Source organism: Streptosporangium sp. NBC_01810, from assembly GCF_035917355.1.
Classification (GTDB): domain Bacteria; phylum Actinomycetota; class Actinomycetes; order Streptosporangiales; family Streptosporangiaceae; genus Streptosporangium.
The window spans coordinates 991,497-1,009,899 of record NZ_CP109070.1; the positions used below are offsets into that span (position 1 = coordinate 991,497).

Below are 18,403 nucleotides of genomic sequence, written 5' to 3' on the forward strand. Positions count from 1 at the left end.
GGCGGTAACGACGCGGGGCGGCGGCGTGGGGCCGTGTGACATCGGACGCGGTGCGGATCAGCCGGAGGGCGAGGCGCCTGGGGCCCCGCTACGAGGCGGGGTGCCGGTGCGCGGAGCCGGCGGAGGCGGCGTGAGGCGGTATTAACAAGACCGCCATGGTGCGGACCGCAATGACTATGGCTGAGATCGCCTCATGCGTTCACACTGATCCCTATGTGGGATTTTGATGTCCTTGTTCTTGGTTCCGGGCCAGGTGGGCAGAAGGCCGCGATCGCCGCCGCGAAACTCGAACGGCGCGTCGCGCTCGTCGAGCGGCGCAACATGCTCGGCGGAGTGTGCATCAACACCGGCACCATCCCCTCCAAGACGCTGCGTGAGGCCGTCCTGCACCTGACCGGCCTCAACCAGCGTGGCATGTACGGCCAGAGTTACCGGGTGAAGGACGAGATCACCGCGGCCGACCTGGGCATCCGCACCCAGCACGTGATCGGCAGGGAGATCGACGTGATCCGCAGCCAGCTGTCGCGCAACCACGTGGCGGTGCTCAGCGGGATGGGCCACTTCGTCGACCCGCACACGGTCGGCGTCGTCGACGAGCACGGCCACGAGACCAAGGTCACCGCCGACAAGGTCATTATCGCCACGGGCACCCGGCCGGCCCGCCCCGACACCGTGGAGTTCGACGACCACACCATCATCGACTCGGACGGCATCCTGAAGCTGCAGGACATCCCCGACTCCATGGTGGTCGTCGGGGCCGGGGTGATCGGCATCGAGTACGCCTCGATGTTCGCCGCACTGGGCACCAAGGTGACAGTGGTGGAGCGTCGCGACCGGATGCTCGACTTCTGCGACCTGGAGATCGTCGAGGCGCTCAAGTACCACCTGCGCGACCTGGCGGTGACCTTCCGCTTCGGTGAGACCGTCGCCGCGGTGGAGCGCCGCTCCAGGGGGGCGCTGACCGTGCTGGAGAGCGGCAAGAGGATCCCCGCCGAGACGGTGATGTACTCGGCCGGCCGCCATGGCATGACCGACGAGCTCGCCCTGGAGAGCGCGGAGCTGGCCGCCGACGCCCGAGGCCGTATCCAGGTCGACGAGCACTACCGCACCACAGTGCCGCACATCTACGCCGTCGGCGACGTCATCGGCTTCCCCTCCCTGGCGGCCACCTCCATGGAGCAGGGCCGGATCGCCGCCCACCACGCCTGCGGGGAACCGCTGCGCGGCATCCACCACCTGCAGCCGATCGGCATCTACACCATCCCCGAGATCAGCTTCATCGGCCACACCGAGGACGGGCTGACCGCCTCCCACGTCCCCTTCGAGGTCGGCATCTCCCGCTACCGCGAGCTGGCCAGAGGCCAGATCATCGGCGACACCTACGGCATGCTCAAACTCCTGGTCTCCCCGGAGACCCGCGCCCTGCTCGGCGTGCACGTCTTCGGCACCGGCGCCACCGAACTGCTCCACATCGGCCAGGCGGTCATGGGCTGCGGCGGCACCATCGACTACCTGGTCGACGCCGTCTTCAACTACCCCACCCTGGCCGAGTCCTACAAGGTCGCCGCCCTGGACGCCATGAACAAACTCCGCCGGGTGGCCCGCTTCGAGCTTTGAAGCACGCCGCACCCGTCGCGAAGGTGAGGGGCGGGCAGCCCTTCCCAGCCGTCAGGGCGGCCTACGCAGGACGGCGTCGAGGGCGTCGCCCCGTGAGTCGCCCCGTGACCTGCGTTTCGCGCCGCCTGCGGGAGCCGTGAGCGTCGCAGGAGAGGAGACGGCGGCGCCGAAGTGATCAAAGGGCCGCACCGCTCATCGTGGGCCGTACCGTCCAGGGGGCTCAGCTTTCGGACGGGGCGTCCTTCCGGCCGGCCACGAGGGTGTCACCGGCCTTGCCGGGTGCGGGCGGCGCGGAGGGTGCGGGCGGCGCGGAGGGTGCGGAGGGTGCGGGCGGCGCGGAGGGCGCGGGCGGCACGGAAGGTGCGGAGGGCGCGGTACCGGAGGAGGGCTTGCGGGTGCGCGTGCGCGGACGGGGTGCGGCGGGGAACTCCGCGGTGTCGACGGTGCTCTCGGCGGCGGTCGGAGCGGGCTTGTCGGTATCGGCGGGCTTCTTCCCGGCGGCGGGCAGGGCGGGCGCCGAGGGGGTCTCCGGCTCGCGCAGCGCGGCGATGACGTCGTCGGCCTCGGTCTCGGCGGCGAAGTCCTCGGCGGCCTCGGCCTCACGGCGCTTGATCACCACCATGTGGTCGACCGACAGGCGGCCCGCGCCGCCGACCGCGAGCAGTATGGAGGCGGCCCCGAGCGCCACGATCAGCTTGACGTCGCCCCCGGTTAGCGGCAGGCCCGTCTCACCGCTGGCCAGCACGAACACGGCTAGGGCCTCGGCGAACAGCAGCAGTCCGCACGCGGATACGGCGAGACCGGCCACCAGCAGCGCGCCGCCGATGAGCTCCGTCAGCATGGTGGTGGCGGCCCACACGCCTGGCGCGGGTGCACCCAAGGTCGTGAACTGCCCGGCGGTGGCGGTCAGGCCCGCTTCGAGCTTGTGCCAGCCGTTGGCGAAGAAGATCCCGCCCACCCCCAGCCTGGCGGCCAGGGAGGCGAGATCATGGAGGGTTCGTCGCACGGTTCCTCATTCTGGTTAGATTCACCGTTCCTGCCCAGGCTTGACCGATAGATGACCGAGCGAGGGACTTCCAAACCCTTCACTGGGAGTCACTCTCCTCTCTGTCGGAACTGTCGGAACGGCGGGGCACCAGGAGCATCACGGCCAGCGCGGTGGATCCGAGCAGGAGCACGCTCACCAGGATCGTCGAGTGCAGGCCCGAGACGAACGCGACGCGGGCCGAGGCGAGCAGCGTCTCCCCGACGCCGCCGCCGATCTCCCGCGCCATGTGCGCGGCGGAGGCGAGTGACTGGCGGGCCTGGTGCATCGTCTCGGGGGCGACGCCGGGGACCGGGGCCAGCGAGGGGGCGTACACCACCGTGGTGATCGTGCCGAGCACCGCGACCCCGAGCCCGGCGCCCAGCTCGTAGGCGGTCTCCTCGATCGCGGCGGCGCCGCCCGCGCGTGACTCCGGAGTGGCCGACATGATCGTGTCGGAGGCGGCCAGCAGGGTGACCTGGATGCCGAAGCCGATGCCGATGAAGCAGAACGTCAGGGCCATCGGATGTCCCTCGGTGCCCCAGGCCAGGGTGGGGGCGAGGGACAGGGCGGTCAGCGCCAGCCCGCCGCTCATCGTGATGCGCAGGCCGAACCAGTGCAGTAGCCGAGCCCCGGCCAGACCGCCCGCGACCGAGGCGATCATGAGTGGGAGCATCCGTACGGCCGCCCCGAGCGGGCTGTCGCCGAGGACCAGCTGGAGGTACTGGGCGAGCATGAGCTCCAGCCCGACCAGGGCGAAGACCGTCAGCAGCACACAGCCCACCCCGGCGCAGAACGCCCGCCGTCTGAACAGGCCCAGGTCGATCAGGGGGAAGGTCAGCCGCCGCTGCCTGCGTACGAACCACACCAGCATCCAGATCCCGAACACCAGGACCGCCACCCCGCCGAGATGCCCGGCTCCCGTCTCCTTCAGGCCGAAGGCCACCCCGAGGATGCCCAGCACCGACAGCAGCGCGCTGAGCGCGTCCCACGGCCGGTCGGTGCGCCTTCGGGACTCGGGAAGGAGTCTGATGGCTGCGGGCAGCAGGAACATCAGGATGGGGACGTTGATCAGGAAGACGGCGCCCCACCAGAAGTGCTCGATGAGCAGCCCGCCGACGAGCGGGCCGACCGCGGCCCCGGCCGCCGCCACCGCGCTCCACACACCCAGCGCGACCGCTCGCTCGCGCCGGTCCGTGAAGACCTGCCGGATGATGGAGAGGGTGGCCGGCATGATCATGGCTCCGCCGACGCCGAGCAGCGCGCGCGCCGCGATCAGCGTGAGCGGGGTCGGGGCGAAAGCGGCAGCCGCCGAGGCGACGCCGAAGACCAGGTACCCGGCCAGCACCAGCCGTTTGCGCCCGTAGCGGTCACCGAGCGTGCCGAAGGTGAGCAGCAGCGGCGCGACCACCAGCGAGTAGACGTCGATGATCCACAGCAGCTGCACGGAGGTCGGCTCCAGGGCCGCCGTCAGCGTGGGTACCGCGATGTGCAGCACCGTGGCGTCCACCGCGATCAGCAACAGGCTGAAGCAGAGCAGGACGAGGATCGACCACCGGCTGGCCCCGGGTGCCCGTGGGCCGCCGTCCCCACCCCTGGCTTTGGCCATGATGGTGGTCATGGGCCGCTCAGGAATTGTCAGCCTGGACGAACATACGTCGCAGCCTAGGCGAAGTGCGGCGGTGCGCGGGGTGGCATTCGATGATGGATTTACATGGATATGTGTACCTTGCGGCTTGCGGTCGGTCGGCAAGCCGTGTTTTCGGCGACACTGTGAGTGACCTCTCTAGAGAGATACAGGCATATACCGCTATCTAGGCAAATGGTGATCTCCCACGGACCATGGCGGTCGTGGGGAGTCAGCGTGAGGCCCGTGAGCCGCCGTGGTGACCGGGTCCGGCGGGCACGATCCCGCCCCGGTGCCGCCGCCCCGAGACCCCGCAGCCCCCCGGCAGTGGTGTGCCGTGGCCGCCGCATGGCTGAACAGTGACCATCCCGAGGCCGCGCTGGAGGCCGCCCGCAGGGCGCTGGACCTCGACCCCCGATCCGAGTCGGGGGCCGACTGGGGATACCGCCTCGCCAGCCTCGCGTTCGAGCGGCTCGGCCGCGACGCGGAGGCGGTGGCCGCCGCCGAGGAGGCCGTACGCCTCGCGCCGGGCTCCTGGGCCGCGCGGATGCGCCTGGGGGCGGCACTGCGCAGGGTGCCGGGCCGCTGACGCGAGTCACGGGCGCAGGCGGCACAGGGAAGGGTGTGGCCACCGGTGCGGCACCGGTCGGAGCTAGCTACCTCGAACGTGGATTCATCCATTCTCGTCCACATATCTGATCGTGCCCGCGCGACGGCGTGGCGCGACGCTCAGGCACGCGCAAACGTCCCCCCGGTGCGATATAACCGGGGGCGGACCGGGGAGGCGTGATGCGGGAATCCAGCAGGGCCCGGCCGGCGGGGCGCGCGGCCGCACGGGATCTGTTCGAGCGGGTGCGGCTGGGCTACTTCCGGCTCTCGCCGCCTCTGCGCAGACTGATCTACGTCGCGGTGCTGGTCGGAGCGGTCGTGCTGGCGTTCGGGCTCGGCTGGCCGGCGCTCAACACGTTCTTCGTCACGCTGACGCTGCTCGGCTTCGCGGCGCTGACCCTGAGCTTTCCCCGCGCCGCCGCCACCCTGCTCGTGGTGCTCGCCTGGCTGGCGGTTCTGATGATCTTCCAGGGCGCGTCCGGCTGGAACTCGCCGATCCCGACGGCGCTGATGATCCTCGCCCCTGTGGTGGCCGGCGTGGCCCACCTCATCCGCTGGGTTCCCCCGTGGGTGAGCACGGCCATGGCGCTGGTGCCCGCCGGACTGGTGGCCGTCCTGCTCGGCGTGGTCATCACCGGGTTCGTGCCCGCCGTCGCCATCTGGGCCGCGTACGCCGTGGCGGCCGGGGTGCTCGTCCAGCGGTTCCTCCAGGCCCGCCGGGTGCGAGTGGCGCTGGCGGCGGAGGAGCGTGGCCAGGCCGGGCTCAGGGGCCGCGGGGGCGGGGCGCCCGCTCCCGCCGCCGCGACCGGCGAGCGGGACGCGCCGCCGCCCATCTCGGTGGAGGAGGCGCTCGGAGAGCTGGACGCCATGATCGGCCTGGCCCCGGTGAAGGAGCAGGTGCGCTCGATCGCCGCCTCGATCGAGGCGGCCAGGCTGCGCAGGGAGGCCGGATACTCCACCGAGCCGCCGATGCGGCACTTCGTGTTCGTCGGCCCCCCGGGCACCGGCAAGACCAGTGTGGCCAGGACCGTCGCGAAGATCTTCTATGCCTTCGGCCTGCTGGAGACCCCCTACGTGGTCGAGGCCCAGCGGGCCGACCTGGTGGGGGAGTTTCTCGGCGCCACCGCGATCAAGACGAACGAGCTGGTCGACCGGGCGCTCGGCGGCGTGCTGTTCGTCGACGAGGCGTACAGCCTGATCAACTCCGGTGACGGCCAGCCGGACAGGTTCGGCGCGGAGGCCGTGCAGACGCTGCTCAAGCGGGCCGAGGACGACCGCGACCGGCTGGTCGTCATCCTGGCCGGATACGAGAAGGAGATGGCCACCTTCCTGTCGTCCAACCCCGGCCTGTCCAGCCGGTTCGCAAGCCGGGTCCGCTTCCCCAGCTACGCCCCCGACGAGCTGCTCCAGATCACCGAGCTGCTGCAGCGGCGCCGGGGCGACCGGATGTCGCCGGAGGCCGTGCCCGCGCTGCTCGCCCGATTCGAGGACATCCACCGGCGCGCGATAGTCGACGACCTGGGCAACGCCCGGTTCGTCCGCAGCCTCGTGGAGGCCGCCGCGCAGGCGAGGGACGTGCGCGTGGTGGGGGCGGGCGGCGCGCCCACCACCGAGGACCTGGTCACCACGGTCCCGGGCGACGTCGTCAAGGCCTTTGACGAGCTCACCGCCCGCTACCGGGGCTACCAGGCCACGCCCACTCTTGAGGAGGCGCTGGCAGACCTCGACCGTATGGCGGGTCTCGAGCCGGTCAAACGGCAGGTGCACGCGATCGCCGCGCAACTCAGAGTGGCCAAGATGCGCCAGGAGCGGGGACTGCCGACCCCGACGCAGATGCGGCACTTCGTCTTCGCCGGGCCGCCGGGTACCGGAAAGACCACGGTGGCACGCATCCTGGGCCGTGTCTTCGCCGCGCTCGGCCTGCTCGCCCAACCGGACGTGGTGGAGGCCCAGCGGGCCGACCTGGTCGGCCAGCACCTCGGCGCCACCGCGATCAAGACGAACGAGCTGGTCGACCGGGCGCTCGGCGGGGTGCTGTTCGTCGACGAGGCCTACGGCCTGGTCAACTCCGGCTACAGCGGGGGTGACGCCTTCGGCACCGAGGCCGTGCAGACGCTGCTCAAGCGGGCCGAGGACGACCGCGACCGGCTGGTGATCGTCCTGGCCGGATACGAGCGGGAGATGGACGCCTTCCTGTCGTCCAACCCCGGCCTGGGCAGCAGGTTCAGCCAGCGGGTGCGGTTTCCCTCGTACTCCTCCGAGGAGCTCACCGAGATCGCGGTGCTGCTCGCCGACTCCTCGGGCGACAGGTTCGACGACGACGCCCGGCGTGACCTGGCCGAGGTCTTCACCTGGGTCTGCGACGAGGGTCTGATCGACGGCCTGGGCAACGGCAGGTTCGCGCGCTCGCTCTTCGAGCGCGCGGCGATGCGCAGGGACGTCCGCCTGGCCGCCCTGGGCGGTGCCACCGCCACCGCGGCCGATCTGACCACCATCACCAGCATCGACCTGCGCGCCGCCGTGGACGAACTCTCCGGAAAGTGATTCCGGGCCCGACCGGCGGCATCGTTCACCGAGATCCCTCCGATTCGGTACGCTATGCAGCCCATCGGTCGCCGAGTGTAGCAAGATGGTCACCGACAGCGGCGGGGCTCCGGAGGAGGAAAGATGACGGGATTCCTTGCCCGCAGGCTGCTCAACTACCTGGTGTTGATCGTCGTGGCCACCAGCCTCGCCTACATGCTGGCGGCCTCCACGCTCGACCCGCGATCCAACTATGAGGGCCGCAACCCTCCGATTCCCCCCGCGGTCGTCGACGCGCGCCTCACCGAGCTCAACCTCAACGACCGCACCCCGCTGTTCGAGCGCTACCTGACCTGGGTGGGTGCCCTCACCCGAGGCGACTTCGGCAGGACGGTGGCCGGAGGCTCGGTCGGCGACGACCTCGGGCGCCGGATAGGCGTCACCCTGCGCCTGATCACGGTCGGGCTTCTCGTCGGCAGCGTCACCGGCGTGCTCGTCGGTGCCTACGCCGCGGTCAAGCAGTACGGCGCCTTCGACCGGCTCTCGACGGGTCTTTCCTTCGTCGTCCTCGCGGTCCCCACGGTGGTGCTGGCCAACATCCTGATCATCGCCGCGGTCCGGTTCAACGAGGCCGTCGGCACCCAGATCCTCCTCGTCAGCGGAGAGGCGACCCCCGGGCTCCAGGGCGGGGTCGCCGCCGCCGCGGTCGATCGGATCCAGCATCTGCTGCTGCCCACGCTGTCGCTCTCGCTCGGCCTGGCCGCCGTCTACAGCCGCTACCAGCGCAACATGATGCTCGATGTGCTCGGCGCCGACTTCATCCGCACGGCCATGGCCAAGGGGCTGAGCCGCCGCGCCGCGCTGACCCGGCACGCACTGCGCACCGCGCTGATTCCGGCGGTCACCTACTTCGCCTTCACCTTCGGGGCGCTGCTGGTCGGCACCACCTTCACCGAGAAGATCTTCGGCTGGCACGGCATGGGAGAGCAGCTGGTCGACTCGATCTCCACCAACGACATCAACACCGTCGCCGCGATCAGCTGCTTCGCCGCGCTGGCGGTGCTGCTGGCCGCGCTGGCCTCCGACGTGCTGCACGCCGTCCTCGACCCGCGCGTCCGGGTGGGGTGAGCCGGAGATGAGCATCGCGGAGGAGGAGCTCACCGAACAGCGGGCGTCCGTCGACAGGATCAAGGCGCCCTCGCGGCTGCGGGTGGTCATGGGCCGCCTCCTGCGCTCGGGCCGGGGCCGGATCGGCTTCGTGCTCCTCGTGCTGATCTTCCTGCTGGCCTTCGCCGGCCCCTACCTCACCCGCTGGACCTACACCGCCAAGGACTTCACGGCCTTTCTCGCGCCGCCGTCGGCCGAGCACTGGTGGGGGACCCTGCAGACCGGTGCCGACGTGTACGCGGTCACGCTGCGTGGCATGCGCAGGTCCCTGGTCGTCGGCCTGCTCGCCGCGGTGGTCGGCACCGCGCTCGCGGCCGTGGTGGGGGCCTTCGCCGGATACTTCGGGAGCTGGACCGATCGTTCACTGACCTGGGTGACCGACCTGCTGCTCGTGCTTCCCGCCTTCCTGATCCTGGCGATCATGTCCCCGCTCTTCGCCGGGGGACAGTGGCCGATGTTCGTGCTGGTGCTGGCGCTCTTCCTCTGGATGGTGACCTCGAAGATCGTCCGGAGCATGACCATCTCGCTCAGGGAACGGGAGTTCATCCACGCGGCCAGGTTCATGGGCGTGCCGCCGACAAGGATCATCTTCCGGCACATCATTCCCAACATGTCCTCGCTGCTGGTCGTCGACGCCACGCTGAACGTCAGCGCCGCGATCCTCACCGAGACGTCCCTCTCCTACTTCGGCTTCGGCATCCAGCCGCCGGACGTCTCGCTGGGCAGCCTCATCGCCGACGGCGCCCAGACGGCGCTCTACGCCCCCTGGACGTTCTGGTTCTGCGCGGGCCTGTTGATCGTCACCGTGCTCGCGGTGAACCTGGTCGGCGACTCCCTGCGCGACGCCTTCGACCCCACGGCCCGCAGGAGTGGGTGAGCGGATGACCAGCGAGCGAACCGCGGGCGCGAGATCCCGGATCGGCCGGACCGGCGGGCGCGGCGCCGGGGCCGACCCCCTGTCGATGGGGGCCGGTCCCGTGCTCACCGCCCCGGTGCTCGAGGTGCGCGACCTCGACGTCACCTTCGGCCCGGGCCCTGGAGCGGTTCGCGCGGTCCGGGGGATGGGCTACGCGGTCCGTCCGGGCGAGGTGCTCGGGATCGTCGGTGAGTCCGGCTCCGGCAAGTCGGTCACCTCGCTGGCCGTGATGGGGCTGCTCCCGCCGCACGCCCACGTCACCGGGTCGGTGCGGCTGCGAGGGCAGGAGATCCTGGGGGCCCCGGAGAGGACGCTCACCACGTTCCGCGGTAAGAGCATCTCGATGGTCTTCCAGGACCCGCTCTCCGCGCTCACCCCCGTCTACCGGGTCGGTGACCAGATCGCCGAGGCGGTCCGCGTCCACCAGCGGATCGGCGCCGAGCAGGCCGCCAGGCGCGCGGTCGAACTGCTCGACCTGGTCGGCATCCCCGACGCCGCGCAGCGCGCCAGGGCGTTCCCGCACGAGTTCTCCGGCGGCATGCGCCAGCGCGTGATGATCGCGATGGCGATGGCCAACGACCCCGACGTGATCCTCTGTGACGAACCGACCACCGCGCTCGACGTGACCGTCCAGGCTCAGGTGCTGGAGGTGCTGAAGACGGCGCAGCGGGAGACGGGCGCGGCGATCGTCATCATCACCCACGACCTGGGGGTGGTGGCCGGGTTCGTCGACCGGGTCCTCGTCATGTACGCCGGGCGCCCCGTCGAGGTCGGCTCGGTGGACGAGGTCTACTACCGCACCCGCATGCCGTACACCATGGGCCTGCTCGGTTCGATCCCGCGCCTCGACCGCGGCCGGGAGCGGCCGCTGGTGCCCATTGCGGGAAACCCGCCGTCACCTGCGGCGCTGCCGCCGGGCTGCCCGTTCGAGCCGCGTTGCCCGATCGCCGTCCCGGCGTGCGCCGAGGCCGAACCCGAGCCGGTGCAGGTGGGGTCGCCCGGCCACCTCGCGGCGTGCATACGCTCCGGTGAGATCGAGGCGAAGGGCTGGTCACCCGCCCAGGTCTACGGTGTGCGTGCCATCGCCGGGGAGGCGGCGGTCCGCCCGGTCTCCGGTTCCGTCCCGGGTTCCCCCGTCGGTTCCGTCCCGGGTTTCCCCGTCGGTTCCCTCCCCGCTTCCCCCGTCGGGGAGCGGCCACGGCCGCGTGGCGAGCGTGAGGTGGTCCTGGCGGTCGACGGCCTGGTCAAGCACTATCCCCTGGTGAAGGGGAGGCTCCTGCGGCGGCGGGTCGGCACGGTCCGCGCGGTGGACGGTGTCAGCTTCGACGTCCGCGAAGGCGAGACGCTCGGCCTGGTCGGGGAGTCGGGCTGCGGCAAGACGACCACCCTGATGGAGATCCTCGAACTGGCCGCACCACAGGGCGGTGCGATCACGGTGCTGGGCCGCGACACCTCGCGGATGAGCGCCCGTGACCGGATGGCCGTCCGGCGCGACATGCAGGTCGTCTTTCAGGATCCGCTGGCCTCGCTCGACCCGAGGATGACCGTCTACGACATTCTCGCCGAGCCACTGCGCGCGCACGGCAGCCGTGACCCTGGGCCGAGGGTCCGCGAGCTGCTTGGCCTGGTCGGCCTGGAGGCCGGTCACGCCGCCCGTTATCCGCAGGACTTCTCCGGGGGCCAGCGCCAGCGCATCGGCATCGCCCGCGCTCTTGCCCTGGAGCCCCGGCTGGTCGTGCTGGACGAGCCGGTCTCGGCGCTCGACGTGTCCATCCAGGCCGGGGTGCTCAATCTGCTGGAGGAGCTGAGGACCCGCCTGGGCCTGTCGTACCTGCTCGTGGCGCACGATCTGGCCGTGGTCCGGCACGTCGCGGACCGGGTCGCGGTCATGTATCTCGGCAGGATCGCCGAGATCGGGCAGGTCGGCCGGGTGTACGACGCTCCGATGCACCCCTACACGCGGGCACTGCTGTCGGCGATCCCGCTGCCGGATCCGATCATGGAACGTTCCAGGAGGCGCGTCCTGCTGGAGGGGGACCTGCCAAGCCCCGCCGATCCCCCCTCCGGCTGTCGCTTCCGCACCCGCTGCCCCCTGTTCAGGTCCCTCGACGAGACCGTCAGAAGGCGTTGTGTGGACGAGGAACCCCAGGTGCGCCGGCTAGGAGACGACCACGGAGTCTCATGTCACTTCGCCGAGAGGCTCGACGCCTGATGATCCAGTCGAGTGCCCTTCCGTTCGCCCAGTCGTATCCTCCGGGGAGGAAAACAGTGACATCGATCCGGCGCGTGGGCGCGCTCGCCACCGCGCTGGCCGTGGTCCTGGCGGTCTCGCCGGTTCTGACCGGCTGCGATGGCAGGGGCGGGACGGGGAGCGGGTCCACCTCGGCGATCAAGGCCTACGACGTCAACCCTGTCGCCCGTGACCGGGTCGTGGACGGAGGGGTGCTCCGCTGGGGGCTCAACGAGTATCCGTCCAACTGGAACCTCAACCATGTCGACGGCAACCTGGCGACGGTCAAGAAGGTCATGGACGCCCTCATGCCCTCGCCGTTCCGCTCCGACGCCAAGGGGCAGATCTCCCCGAACACCGACTACCTGTCGGCGGGCAGGGTCACCTCGGACGGCCCCAAGCAGGTCGTCACACTGACCCTCGACCCGCGTGCCAAATGGTCCGACGGCACCCAGATCACCTGGGAGGACTACCGTGCCCAGTGGCAGGCGATGAACGGTCGCAACGGCGACTACCGGGTGGCCGGCACCACCGGCTACCAGGACATCGAGAAGGTGACCAGGGGTAAGGACGCCCACCAGGTCGTGGTGACCTTCGCCAAACCCTTCGGTGACTGGCAGTCGCTGTTCGCGCCGCTGTACCCCCGAAGCACCAACGCCACCCCGGAGGCGTTCAACAACGCCTGGCTGAACCGCGTCCCGGTGACCGCCGGCCCGTTCAGGTTCGTCTCGTTCGATCCGACCGCCAAGACCGTCACCATCGCCAGGGACGACCACTGGTGGGGAGAGCGGGCCAAGCTGGACCAGATCATCTACCGCTCCCTGGAGAGCGACGCACTGGTCGGAGCCTTCAGCAACGGTGAGCTCGACACCTTCGACATCGGTCCGTCCGCGCCCGACTACGCGCGCGCCAAGGCCACCCCGGGCGCGATCGTACGGCAGGCGGCCGGACCCGACTTCCGGCACATCACGATGAACGGCGAGAGCGCCGTCCTGTCCGACCCGAGGGTCCGCAGGGCCGTGGCGACGGGTATCAACCGCCAGGCCATCGTCCAGTCCGACCTTCAGGGCCTCGACTGGCCGATCGTCCTGCTGAACAACCACTTCTTCATGAACACCCAGGAGGGCTACCGGGACAACGCAGGTGAGATCGGCAGGTACGACCCCGGTGCGGCCGGGCGGGAGCTGGACGACGCGGGCTGGAAGCGGGAGGGGCGGATCCGCAGGAAGGACGGCAGGGAGCTGAACCTGCGCTTCGTCCTGCCGTCCAGCCTGCAGCTCACCAAGTCCGAGGCCGAACTCGTCCAGGACATGCTCGCCCAGATCGGTGTCGGGGTCACTCTCCAGTCGGTACCCACCGACGACTACTTCACCAAATACATAATTCCCGGCAATTACGACATCACTGCTTTCGCGTACATGGGCACGCCGTTTCCCGTCTCCAGCGCCTACGGCCAGTACGCCGACGCCACCAGGCGCCCGGACGACACCGGGCAGTGGAACGCCAACCTCGGCCGCATCGGCTCCCCGCAGATCGACGCCGCCATGAACAAGGCGACCGCCGCCCTCGACGCCGGCCGTGCCATCGCCGACACCAACGCCGCCGACAAGCTCATCTGGCAGGCGGTCAACGTGGTGACGCTCTACCAGCGGCCACAGAACGTCGCGGTCAAGAGCACCGTCGCCAACTTCGGCGCCCGCGGCTTCTACGACCTGAGATACCAGGACATCGGCTTCACCCGGTGACGCGGTCGTGTCTGCCGGCGGAGGTGCCCGCCGAGGCCCTCGCAGCCGAGACCGAGCGGGTGTCCGGGCTGCTGCGCTGATGGCTCCGGCTTCGAAAGCCGTCACAACCAGGACTTCCGTGGCCGAAAGCCGAACCCCGTGCCCGAAGGCCCTCCCCCCGGATCCGGTGGAGAGCGGTTCAGCCGCGGCGGAAGCGTATCCGGTCGCCGGGGCGGAGCTGGGCGGCCTCGGCAAGGCTCGCCGAGGTCAGGACGGCGATGACCGGGTAGCCGCCGGTCGGCGGGTGGTCGGCGAGGAACACGATCGGCTGGCCGCTGGGCGGCACCTGGACGGCCCCGGCCACCATGCCCTCGCTGGGCAGCTCCCCGTCCCGGGCCCGTTCCAGGCGGGCACCGCGCATTCGCACGCCCACCCGGTTGCTGTCCTGGCCGACCTCGTACGGCTCCGCACACAGGGTGGTCAGGGCTCCGGGGACGAACCAGTCGTCCCGGGGACCCGGCAGGAGACGCAGGACGCCCGCTCCGAGTTCCGGCGAGGGCGCCGCGTCCACGGTGATCGGCGGCAGGCCGTCCGTCGGTCCCACGGGCAGAACCGTTCCGGCACGGAGCGGGGGAGGGCCGAGCCCGGACCGTGAGTCGGTCGACCGGCTCCCCATCGTGACGGGGGCGTCGAGACCTCCCCGGACGGCGACGTAGGTGCGCAGACCGGTTTCGGGCGTCCCCGCGCGCAGTTCGCCGCCCGCGGGCACCCAGAAAGGCGCGCACACCCCCTGCGGGGCCATCACACCGGGAGTCGCGTCGTCCGGGGCCGTCCCGCGCGGTCGTAGGAGATCCAGCGGGCAGGCGGCCCCGGTGACGGCGACCCAGGCACCGGCGGTGAAGCGCAGCCGGGCGCCGCCGAGGGTCAGCTCGATTCCCGCGGCGGCCTCCGGGTTGCCGACCAGGCGGTTGGCCAGCCTCAGGCTCGGCTCGTCCGCGGCACCCGAGCGGGGCACCCCGAGATGGGCGTACCCGGGCCGGCCGAGATCCTGCACCGTGGCGTACGGACCCGGTGCGATCACCTCGATCATGGCCCGCCGACCGACAGGAAGCGCACCCGGGTCCCCGGCGTGAGCAGGGCGGGCGGGTCGGCGGTCACGTCCCATACCGCCGTCGTGGAGCGGCCGAGCAGCCGCCACCCGCCGGGGGAGGCCGAGGGGTAGACCGCCGAGTAGGGGCCGGCGACCGCCACGGCTCCGGCGGGCACCGAGGTTCGCGGGGTGTCCAGCCGTGGGACGCGCAGCGCCGGATCCAGCCCCGTGAGGTAGGCGAACCCGGGGGCGAAGCCCAGCCAGCCCACCACCAGTTCCCGCCCGGTGTGCCGTTCGACCACCTCCCGGGGGGAGAGGCCGCTCAGCGCGGCCACCTCGTCGAGGTCCGCCCCGTCGTACACGACGGGGAGGGTGACGGCCGGTGCGGGCGTGGCGGTGCTCGCGCCGACGGTGGCCTCCGTCTCCAGCAGGCGAAGGAGCCGGTCCCGCAGACGCGTCAGGTCGGCCCCCGGGGCGGTGACGAGGACCGTGGTCGGGCCGGGCACGATCTCCACCACCCCGGTCGGCCGATCGGCCCGCAGCAGGGCGTCCAGCCGGTGGGAGACCTCCAGGGAGCCGGTCTCCACCAGCAGAGACCGCTCCCCGGCCGGTCGGATCACCGTCGGCCCCTCAACTGAAGGACCTCAGCGTCACCCCGGCGTCCACCAGGCCGTCGCGGACGGCCCGGGCCATCAGCACGGCGCCGGGGGTGTCGCCGTGGACGCAGATCGAGCGCGCCTCGACGGGGACCAGCGAGCCGTCCACCGCCTCGACCACCCCCTCGGTCACCATCCGCACCGCACGGGCGGCGACCGTACCGGGGTCGTGCAGCACGGCGCCGGGGGAGCGGCGGGAGACCAGTGTTCCGGCACCGGTGTAGGCACGGTCGGCGAAGGCCTCGACGACCGTGCTGACCCCCTCCCTGGCGGCGATCTCGTGGACGGCCGAGTCGGGCAGGGTCAGCAGCGGCAGGCTCCGGTCATAGTCGGCGACCGCCGCCACGACGGCCTCGGCCTGCTCGGGGTCGCGGCAGATCCGGTTGTACAGCGCGCCGTGCGGCTTGACATAGGAGACCTGGCCGCCCATCGCCCTGGCGATGCCGTCCACCGCCCCCAGCTGGTAGAGCACCTCGGCGCAGAGCTCCTCCGGGTCGACGTCCATCTCGCGGCGGCCGAACCCGGCCAGGTCCCGGTAGGACACCTGGGCGCCGATCGCCACCCCCCGGTCGACCGCCGCCGCGCACGTGCGGCGGATGGTCAGCGGATCACCGGCGTGGAATCCGCAGGCGATGTTGGCACTGGTCACCAGGTCGAGCAGGGCCGCGTCGTCGCCCAGCCGCCAGATCCCGAAGCCCTCACCCAGATCGGCGTTGAGATCGATCATCATGGCTCACCTACACCGGAGGCTCGTCGGGAATGTCCGCGATGTCGTCGAGAGCGATGGCCAGCTCCTCGGGGTCGTCGCCGATGCGCTCGGCGATCTCGATCAGCACGTGCAGCACGTCGTGCCGGTCGTGGCCCAGGTCCAGCAACCGCTGTGCGGCCTCCCAGAGTTGCGGCGGGTCGCCCTCCCACAGCCGGGCGGCGATCTCCTCGTGCCAGGCGAGGTGCTCGTCGTGGCCGGGCCGGGTGATCTCGCCCACGTGGTCGATGCCCAGCAGGATCCGCCGGTCGGTGTCGTCCGCGGGGTTGAGCAGGCCGAGCTGGATCTCGCCGTGTGTGCCCTGCAGAAAAGGGAACGCGAACACCCGCCTGGCCAGTGCCGACAGGTCGCCGTCCGGAAGCAGCCGGTCGAGCAGGCCGCGGTCGAGCCCGAAGGTCGTCGGATCGCGGTAGGACTCGGCGAACTTGCCCGTCGCCTCCCAGACCGCGTCGAGCGTGGCCCGCAGCCCTTCGTCCGGCAGCCCGGTCCGGCCGGCGGCGAAACGCGCCCAGGCGCCCAGCACGTGCGGCACCGCCTCCTGCTCGGCGGTGCTGAGCATCACCTTGCGCGGCAGCCAGTCGAGAAGGAACGTCTCGCACTTGGTCGGGCTGACCCGCAGTGGGCGGCCGAAATCCTGGTCGCAGCCGTAGTCGATGATGTGATCGGCGCATCGGGAGGCCGCCGAGGGGTCGGACAGGTGCTCGGCCGCGTCCGAGGAGAGGAACTCGGCGGCCAGCATCGCCCGGCGGTCGCGGCTGTAGGGGGCCTCGCTGTGCAGCGGGGCCGGCCGCTTCCGGCCGGGCGGCAGCGCCTTGATCCGGGACCTGGCGAAGGCGTGGTAGGCGCTGTAGCTGTCGCTGACCGGAGCGGTCGTCTTGCGGTGGCCGTACTCCACGGTGGCCTTCATCGCCGATTCGAGCAGCGCCCGGGCCTGCTGCGGCTCGATCTGGCCGAACCTGAGCATAGGGTTGTCCTCAGCCTCGGCCCTGGCCTGCTCCAGCAGCTTGTCGACGTGCGATGAGACCCAGGCGTCGCGGGCGATGCCGCGCATGTTGTAGTCGACGATCATGACCAGCGCATGCCGGTCCTCGCCGCTGTCGGCACCCCGGTAGCCGAAGGTGCACACCACCGTGTCCTGGTCGCCGTAGGCGTCGCGGGAGACGAAACAGCCGGTCGTCTTGACCGCGCCCAGCCGGTCGGCCCAGCGGGGCCTGGCCACGCCGCGCTCCATGAGCGCCAGCGCGGCGCCCTCCGCCTTGGCTGCCTGGCGGGCCGTGCCGAGGTAGGCCAGCGCGATCAGCAGGGTGAGCGCGGCGGGAGAGCCGGCCTTGGCCGCGTAGTCGACCAGACCCTCGCCGAGGACCTGTTCGGCGTCCCCGCGTTTCAGCCGGCGCCCCCACCAGGCTCCGACCATGTCGGAGACCATGAGTTCGGCGTCCAGTGGGCTGCGGACGGCCAGCAGCTCGCGAGCGGCGAGCAACATCTCGGAGAAGACCGCCTCAGGGGACTGGCTCTCCCTGGGGTCTCGACGGTGTCGCCGACTCAAGCAGTCTCAGCCTCCCCCGTCGGCCGCGTGAGCTCATCGCGGTCGTCGCCGTGCGGATTGGCCCGCCCGCTTCGCTCGCTCACGTCCCAACCTTCTCGCATTCCCGGTCCAAACGGTGCGTAGAAGACGGCCGGGTTCCCCGATGTTACCGGGGACCGCGGGGCGGCGGCGCGGAGTTGACAAGGGCGAGCAGATGCTCGCGGGCTACACGCTCGACGATCTCGGGCGTCGTCTCGATGCCGAGGTGCTCTGCGCAGGCGCAGACCTCGGCCACGCACTTGCCGACGGTGTCGACAGGGACGGTCAGGAACTCGGCGGCCAGGTGAGATGTCATCGGCTCGTGGTGGGTCGTCGAAGGCCCGGTGAAGCGGGTGGCGAGAACGGGCATGGATGTCGCATTCCTCCGGAGTTTCCCGGGAGCATCCCCCGGATGTGTTCGGCGGGGACGTGCGTTCTCATTCCACAACTTATCTCGGGAGTGTCAACCCTCAGCGCCGTGATATGGGAAGCTGACCCCGTATCTTGACTGAATCCTGCAACGGTGGAGTAAGCGAGTGTCCCCGAAGAGGGGGCCGAATTGACGGCGAGTCAGTAGCCTGATCTCGCCTGCAAGCCCGACGGAGATGAGGTGGGCAGTTGCCGGGACGGTCCGGCGCGATCCTGCTAGGGTCCTGGCCGCAAACGTTCGAAGGCGCAACGCCGACTGGTCGCCGCCCGTACGGGAGCCCCGGCGTGTCGGCCCGGGGGTTCCGGTCATCGGAGCGGCGGCGTTCCCGGGGTGTGCTGACCGCATCTTGGGCAGGGCTTCCGTCCGCACCTGCCCATCGCCGATGATGTACTCCAGGATCCGGTCCCCCGGAGCCGCGCTACGCCAATTCGCAAGTTTGGAGATGTGCCTCGTGGGAGAC

At 70.9% G+C, this 18,403-nt stretch carries 14 protein-coding genes; 7 read left to right on the forward strand and 7 right to left on the reverse strand.

All coding sequences use genetic code 11. The features are described from left to right. Positions 1–213: 213 nt before the first annotated feature. Complete coding sequence (gene sthA, locus OIE13_RS04555; RefSeq protein ID WP_326642591.1) at positions 214–1,617, forward strand: Si-specific NAD(P)(+) transhydrogenase; 1,404 nt, start codon at positions 214–216, stop codon at positions 1,615–1,617. Positions 1,618–1,837: 220 nt separating this feature from the next. Here the strand turns inward: sthA and OIE13_RS04560 are convergent, their stop codons facing one another. Then, positions 1,838–2,623 carry a DoxX family protein gene (locus OIE13_RS04560; protein WP_326829581.1) on the reverse strand — a complete coding sequence of 262 codons (786 nt, stop codon included), beginning with the start codon at positions 2,621–2,623 and terminating at the stop codon, positions 1,838–1,840. A gap of 79 nt (positions 2,624–2,702) precedes the next feature. Continuing rightward, positions 2,703–4,262: an MFS transporter gene (locus OIE13_RS04565; RefSeq protein WP_326642586.1), complete on the reverse strand. Its 1,560-nt coding sequence runs from the start codon at positions 4,260–4,262 to the stop codon at positions 2,703–2,705. 262 nt (positions 4,263–4,524) lie between these two features. Between OIE13_RS04565 and OIE13_RS04570 the strand changes: the two genes are divergently transcribed. The 6 genes from OIE13_RS04570 (at position 4,525) to OIE13_RS04595 (ending at position 13,458) form a co-directional block, all read left to right on the forward strand. Then, positions 4,525–4,857 (forward strand): hypothetical protein, encoded by a 333-nt coding sequence (locus OIE13_RS04570; protein ID WP_326829582.1) that lies wholly within the window; start codon positions 4,525–4,527, stop codon positions 4,855–4,857. A 200-nt stretch (positions 4,858–5,057) separates the two neighbouring features. Further along, on the forward strand, positions 5,058–7,421 hold the full coding sequence (locus tag OIE13_RS04575) for an AAA family ATPase (protein WP_326829583.1): 2,364 nt from the start codon (positions 5,058–5,060) through the stop codon (positions 7,419–7,421). A gap of 123 nt (positions 7,422–7,544) precedes the next feature. Then, positions 7,545–8,528 (forward strand): ABC transporter permease, encoded by a 984-nt coding sequence (locus OIE13_RS04580; protein ID WP_326642580.1) that lies wholly within the window; start codon positions 7,545–7,547, stop codon positions 8,526–8,528. A gap of 7 nt (positions 8,529–8,535) precedes the next feature. Continuing rightward, positions 8,536–9,444, forward strand: a complete 909-nt coding sequence (locus OIE13_RS04585) for an ABC transporter permease (protein WP_326642579.1) — start codon at positions 8,536–8,538, stop codon at positions 9,442–9,444. A gap of 85 nt (positions 9,445–9,529) precedes the next feature. Then, positions 9,530–11,695, forward strand: a complete 2,166-nt coding sequence (locus OIE13_RS04590) for an ABC transporter ATP-binding protein (protein WP_326830263.1) — start codon at positions 9,530–9,532, stop codon at positions 11,693–11,695. A 56-nt stretch (positions 11,696–11,751) separates the two neighbouring features. Next, positions 11,752–13,458 carry an ABC transporter family substrate-binding protein gene (locus OIE13_RS04595; protein WP_326829584.1) on the forward strand — a complete coding sequence of 569 codons (1,707 nt, stop codon included), beginning with the start codon at positions 11,752–11,754 and terminating at the stop codon, positions 13,456–13,458. Positions 13,459–13,636: 178 nt separating this feature from the next. Here the strand turns inward: OIE13_RS04595 and OIE13_RS04600 are convergent, their stop codons facing one another. The 5 genes from OIE13_RS04600 to OIE13_RS04620 all read right to left on the reverse strand — a co-directional run bounded on the left by OIE13_RS04600 (position 13,637) and on the right by OIE13_RS04620 (position 17,883). Beyond that, positions 13,637–14,527 carry a biotin-dependent carboxyltransferase family protein gene (locus tag OIE13_RS04600; RefSeq protein ID WP_326642575.1) on the reverse strand — a complete coding sequence of 297 codons (891 nt, stop codon included), beginning with the start codon at positions 14,525–14,527 and terminating at the stop codon, positions 13,637–13,639. Next, positions 14,524–15,147, reverse strand: a complete 624-nt coding sequence (locus OIE13_RS04605) for a 5-oxoprolinase subunit B family protein (protein ID WP_326642573.1) — start codon at positions 15,145–15,147, stop codon at positions 14,524–14,526. Before OIE13_RS04605 ends, OIE13_RS04600 begins: the two co-directional genes overlap by 4 nt. 10 nt (positions 15,148–15,157) lie before the next feature. Further along, positions 15,158–15,913, reverse strand: coding sequence for a LamB/YcsF family protein (locus OIE13_RS04610; RefSeq protein WP_326642571.1), 756 nt, complete (start codon positions 15,911–15,913; stop codon positions 15,158–15,160). A gap of 7 nt (positions 15,914–15,920) precedes the next feature. Further along, the gene (locus tag OIE13_RS04615) at positions 15,921–17,432 is read right to left on the reverse strand and encodes a hypothetical protein (protein ID WP_326646860.1); all 1,512 of its coding nucleotides are present in this window, start codon (positions 17,430–17,432) and stop codon (positions 15,921–15,923) included. Positions 17,433–17,640: 208 nt separating this feature from the next. Further along, positions 17,641–17,883 carry a hypothetical protein gene (locus OIE13_RS04620; protein WP_442811634.1) on the reverse strand — a complete coding sequence of 81 codons (243 nt, stop codon included), beginning with the start codon at positions 17,881–17,883 and terminating at the stop codon, positions 17,641–17,643. Positions 17,884–18,403: the final 520 nt, after the last annotated feature.

Excerpts from the sequence above, each read along its gene's own strand:
- sthA (WP_326642591.1), top strand. The coding sequence starts at position 214 with ATGTGGGATTTTGATGTCCTTGTTCTTGGTTCCGGGCCAGGTGGGCAG.
- OIE13_RS04565 (WP_326642586.1), bottom strand. The coding sequence starts at position 4,262 with ATGACCACCATCATGGCCAAAGCCAGGGGTGGGGACGGCGGCCCACGG.
- OIE13_RS04575 (WP_326829583.1), top strand. The coding sequence starts at position 5,058 with ATGCGGGAATCCAGCAGGGCCCGGCCGGCGGGGCGCGCGGCCGCACGG.
- OIE13_RS04580 (WP_326642580.1), top strand. The coding sequence starts at position 7,545 with ATGACGGGATTCCTTGCCCGCAGGCTGCTCAACTACCTGGTGTTGATC.
- OIE13_RS04585 (WP_326642579.1), top strand. The coding sequence starts at position 8,536 with ATGAGCATCGCGGAGGAGGAGCTCACCGAACAGCGGGCGTCCGTCGAC.
- OIE13_RS04590 (WP_326830263.1), top strand. The coding sequence starts at position 9,530 with ATGGGGGCCGGTCCCGTGCTCACCGCCCCGGTGCTCGAGGTGCGCGAC.
- OIE13_RS04600 (WP_326642575.1), bottom strand. The coding sequence starts at position 14,527 with ATGATCGAGGTGATCGCACCGGGTCCGTACGCCACGGTGCAGGATCTC.
- OIE13_RS04610 (WP_326642571.1), bottom strand. The coding sequence starts at position 15,913 with ATGATGATCGATCTCAACGCCGATCTGGGTGAGGGCTTCGGGATCTGG.
- OIE13_RS04615 (WP_326646860.1), bottom strand. The coding sequence starts at position 17,432 with ATGTTGCTCGCCGCTCGCGAGCTGCTGGCCGTCCGCAGCCCACTGGAC.
- OIE13_RS04620 (WP_442811634.1), bottom strand. The coding sequence starts at position 17,883 with ATGCCCGTTCTCGCCACCCGCTTCACCGGGCCTTCGACGACCCACCAC.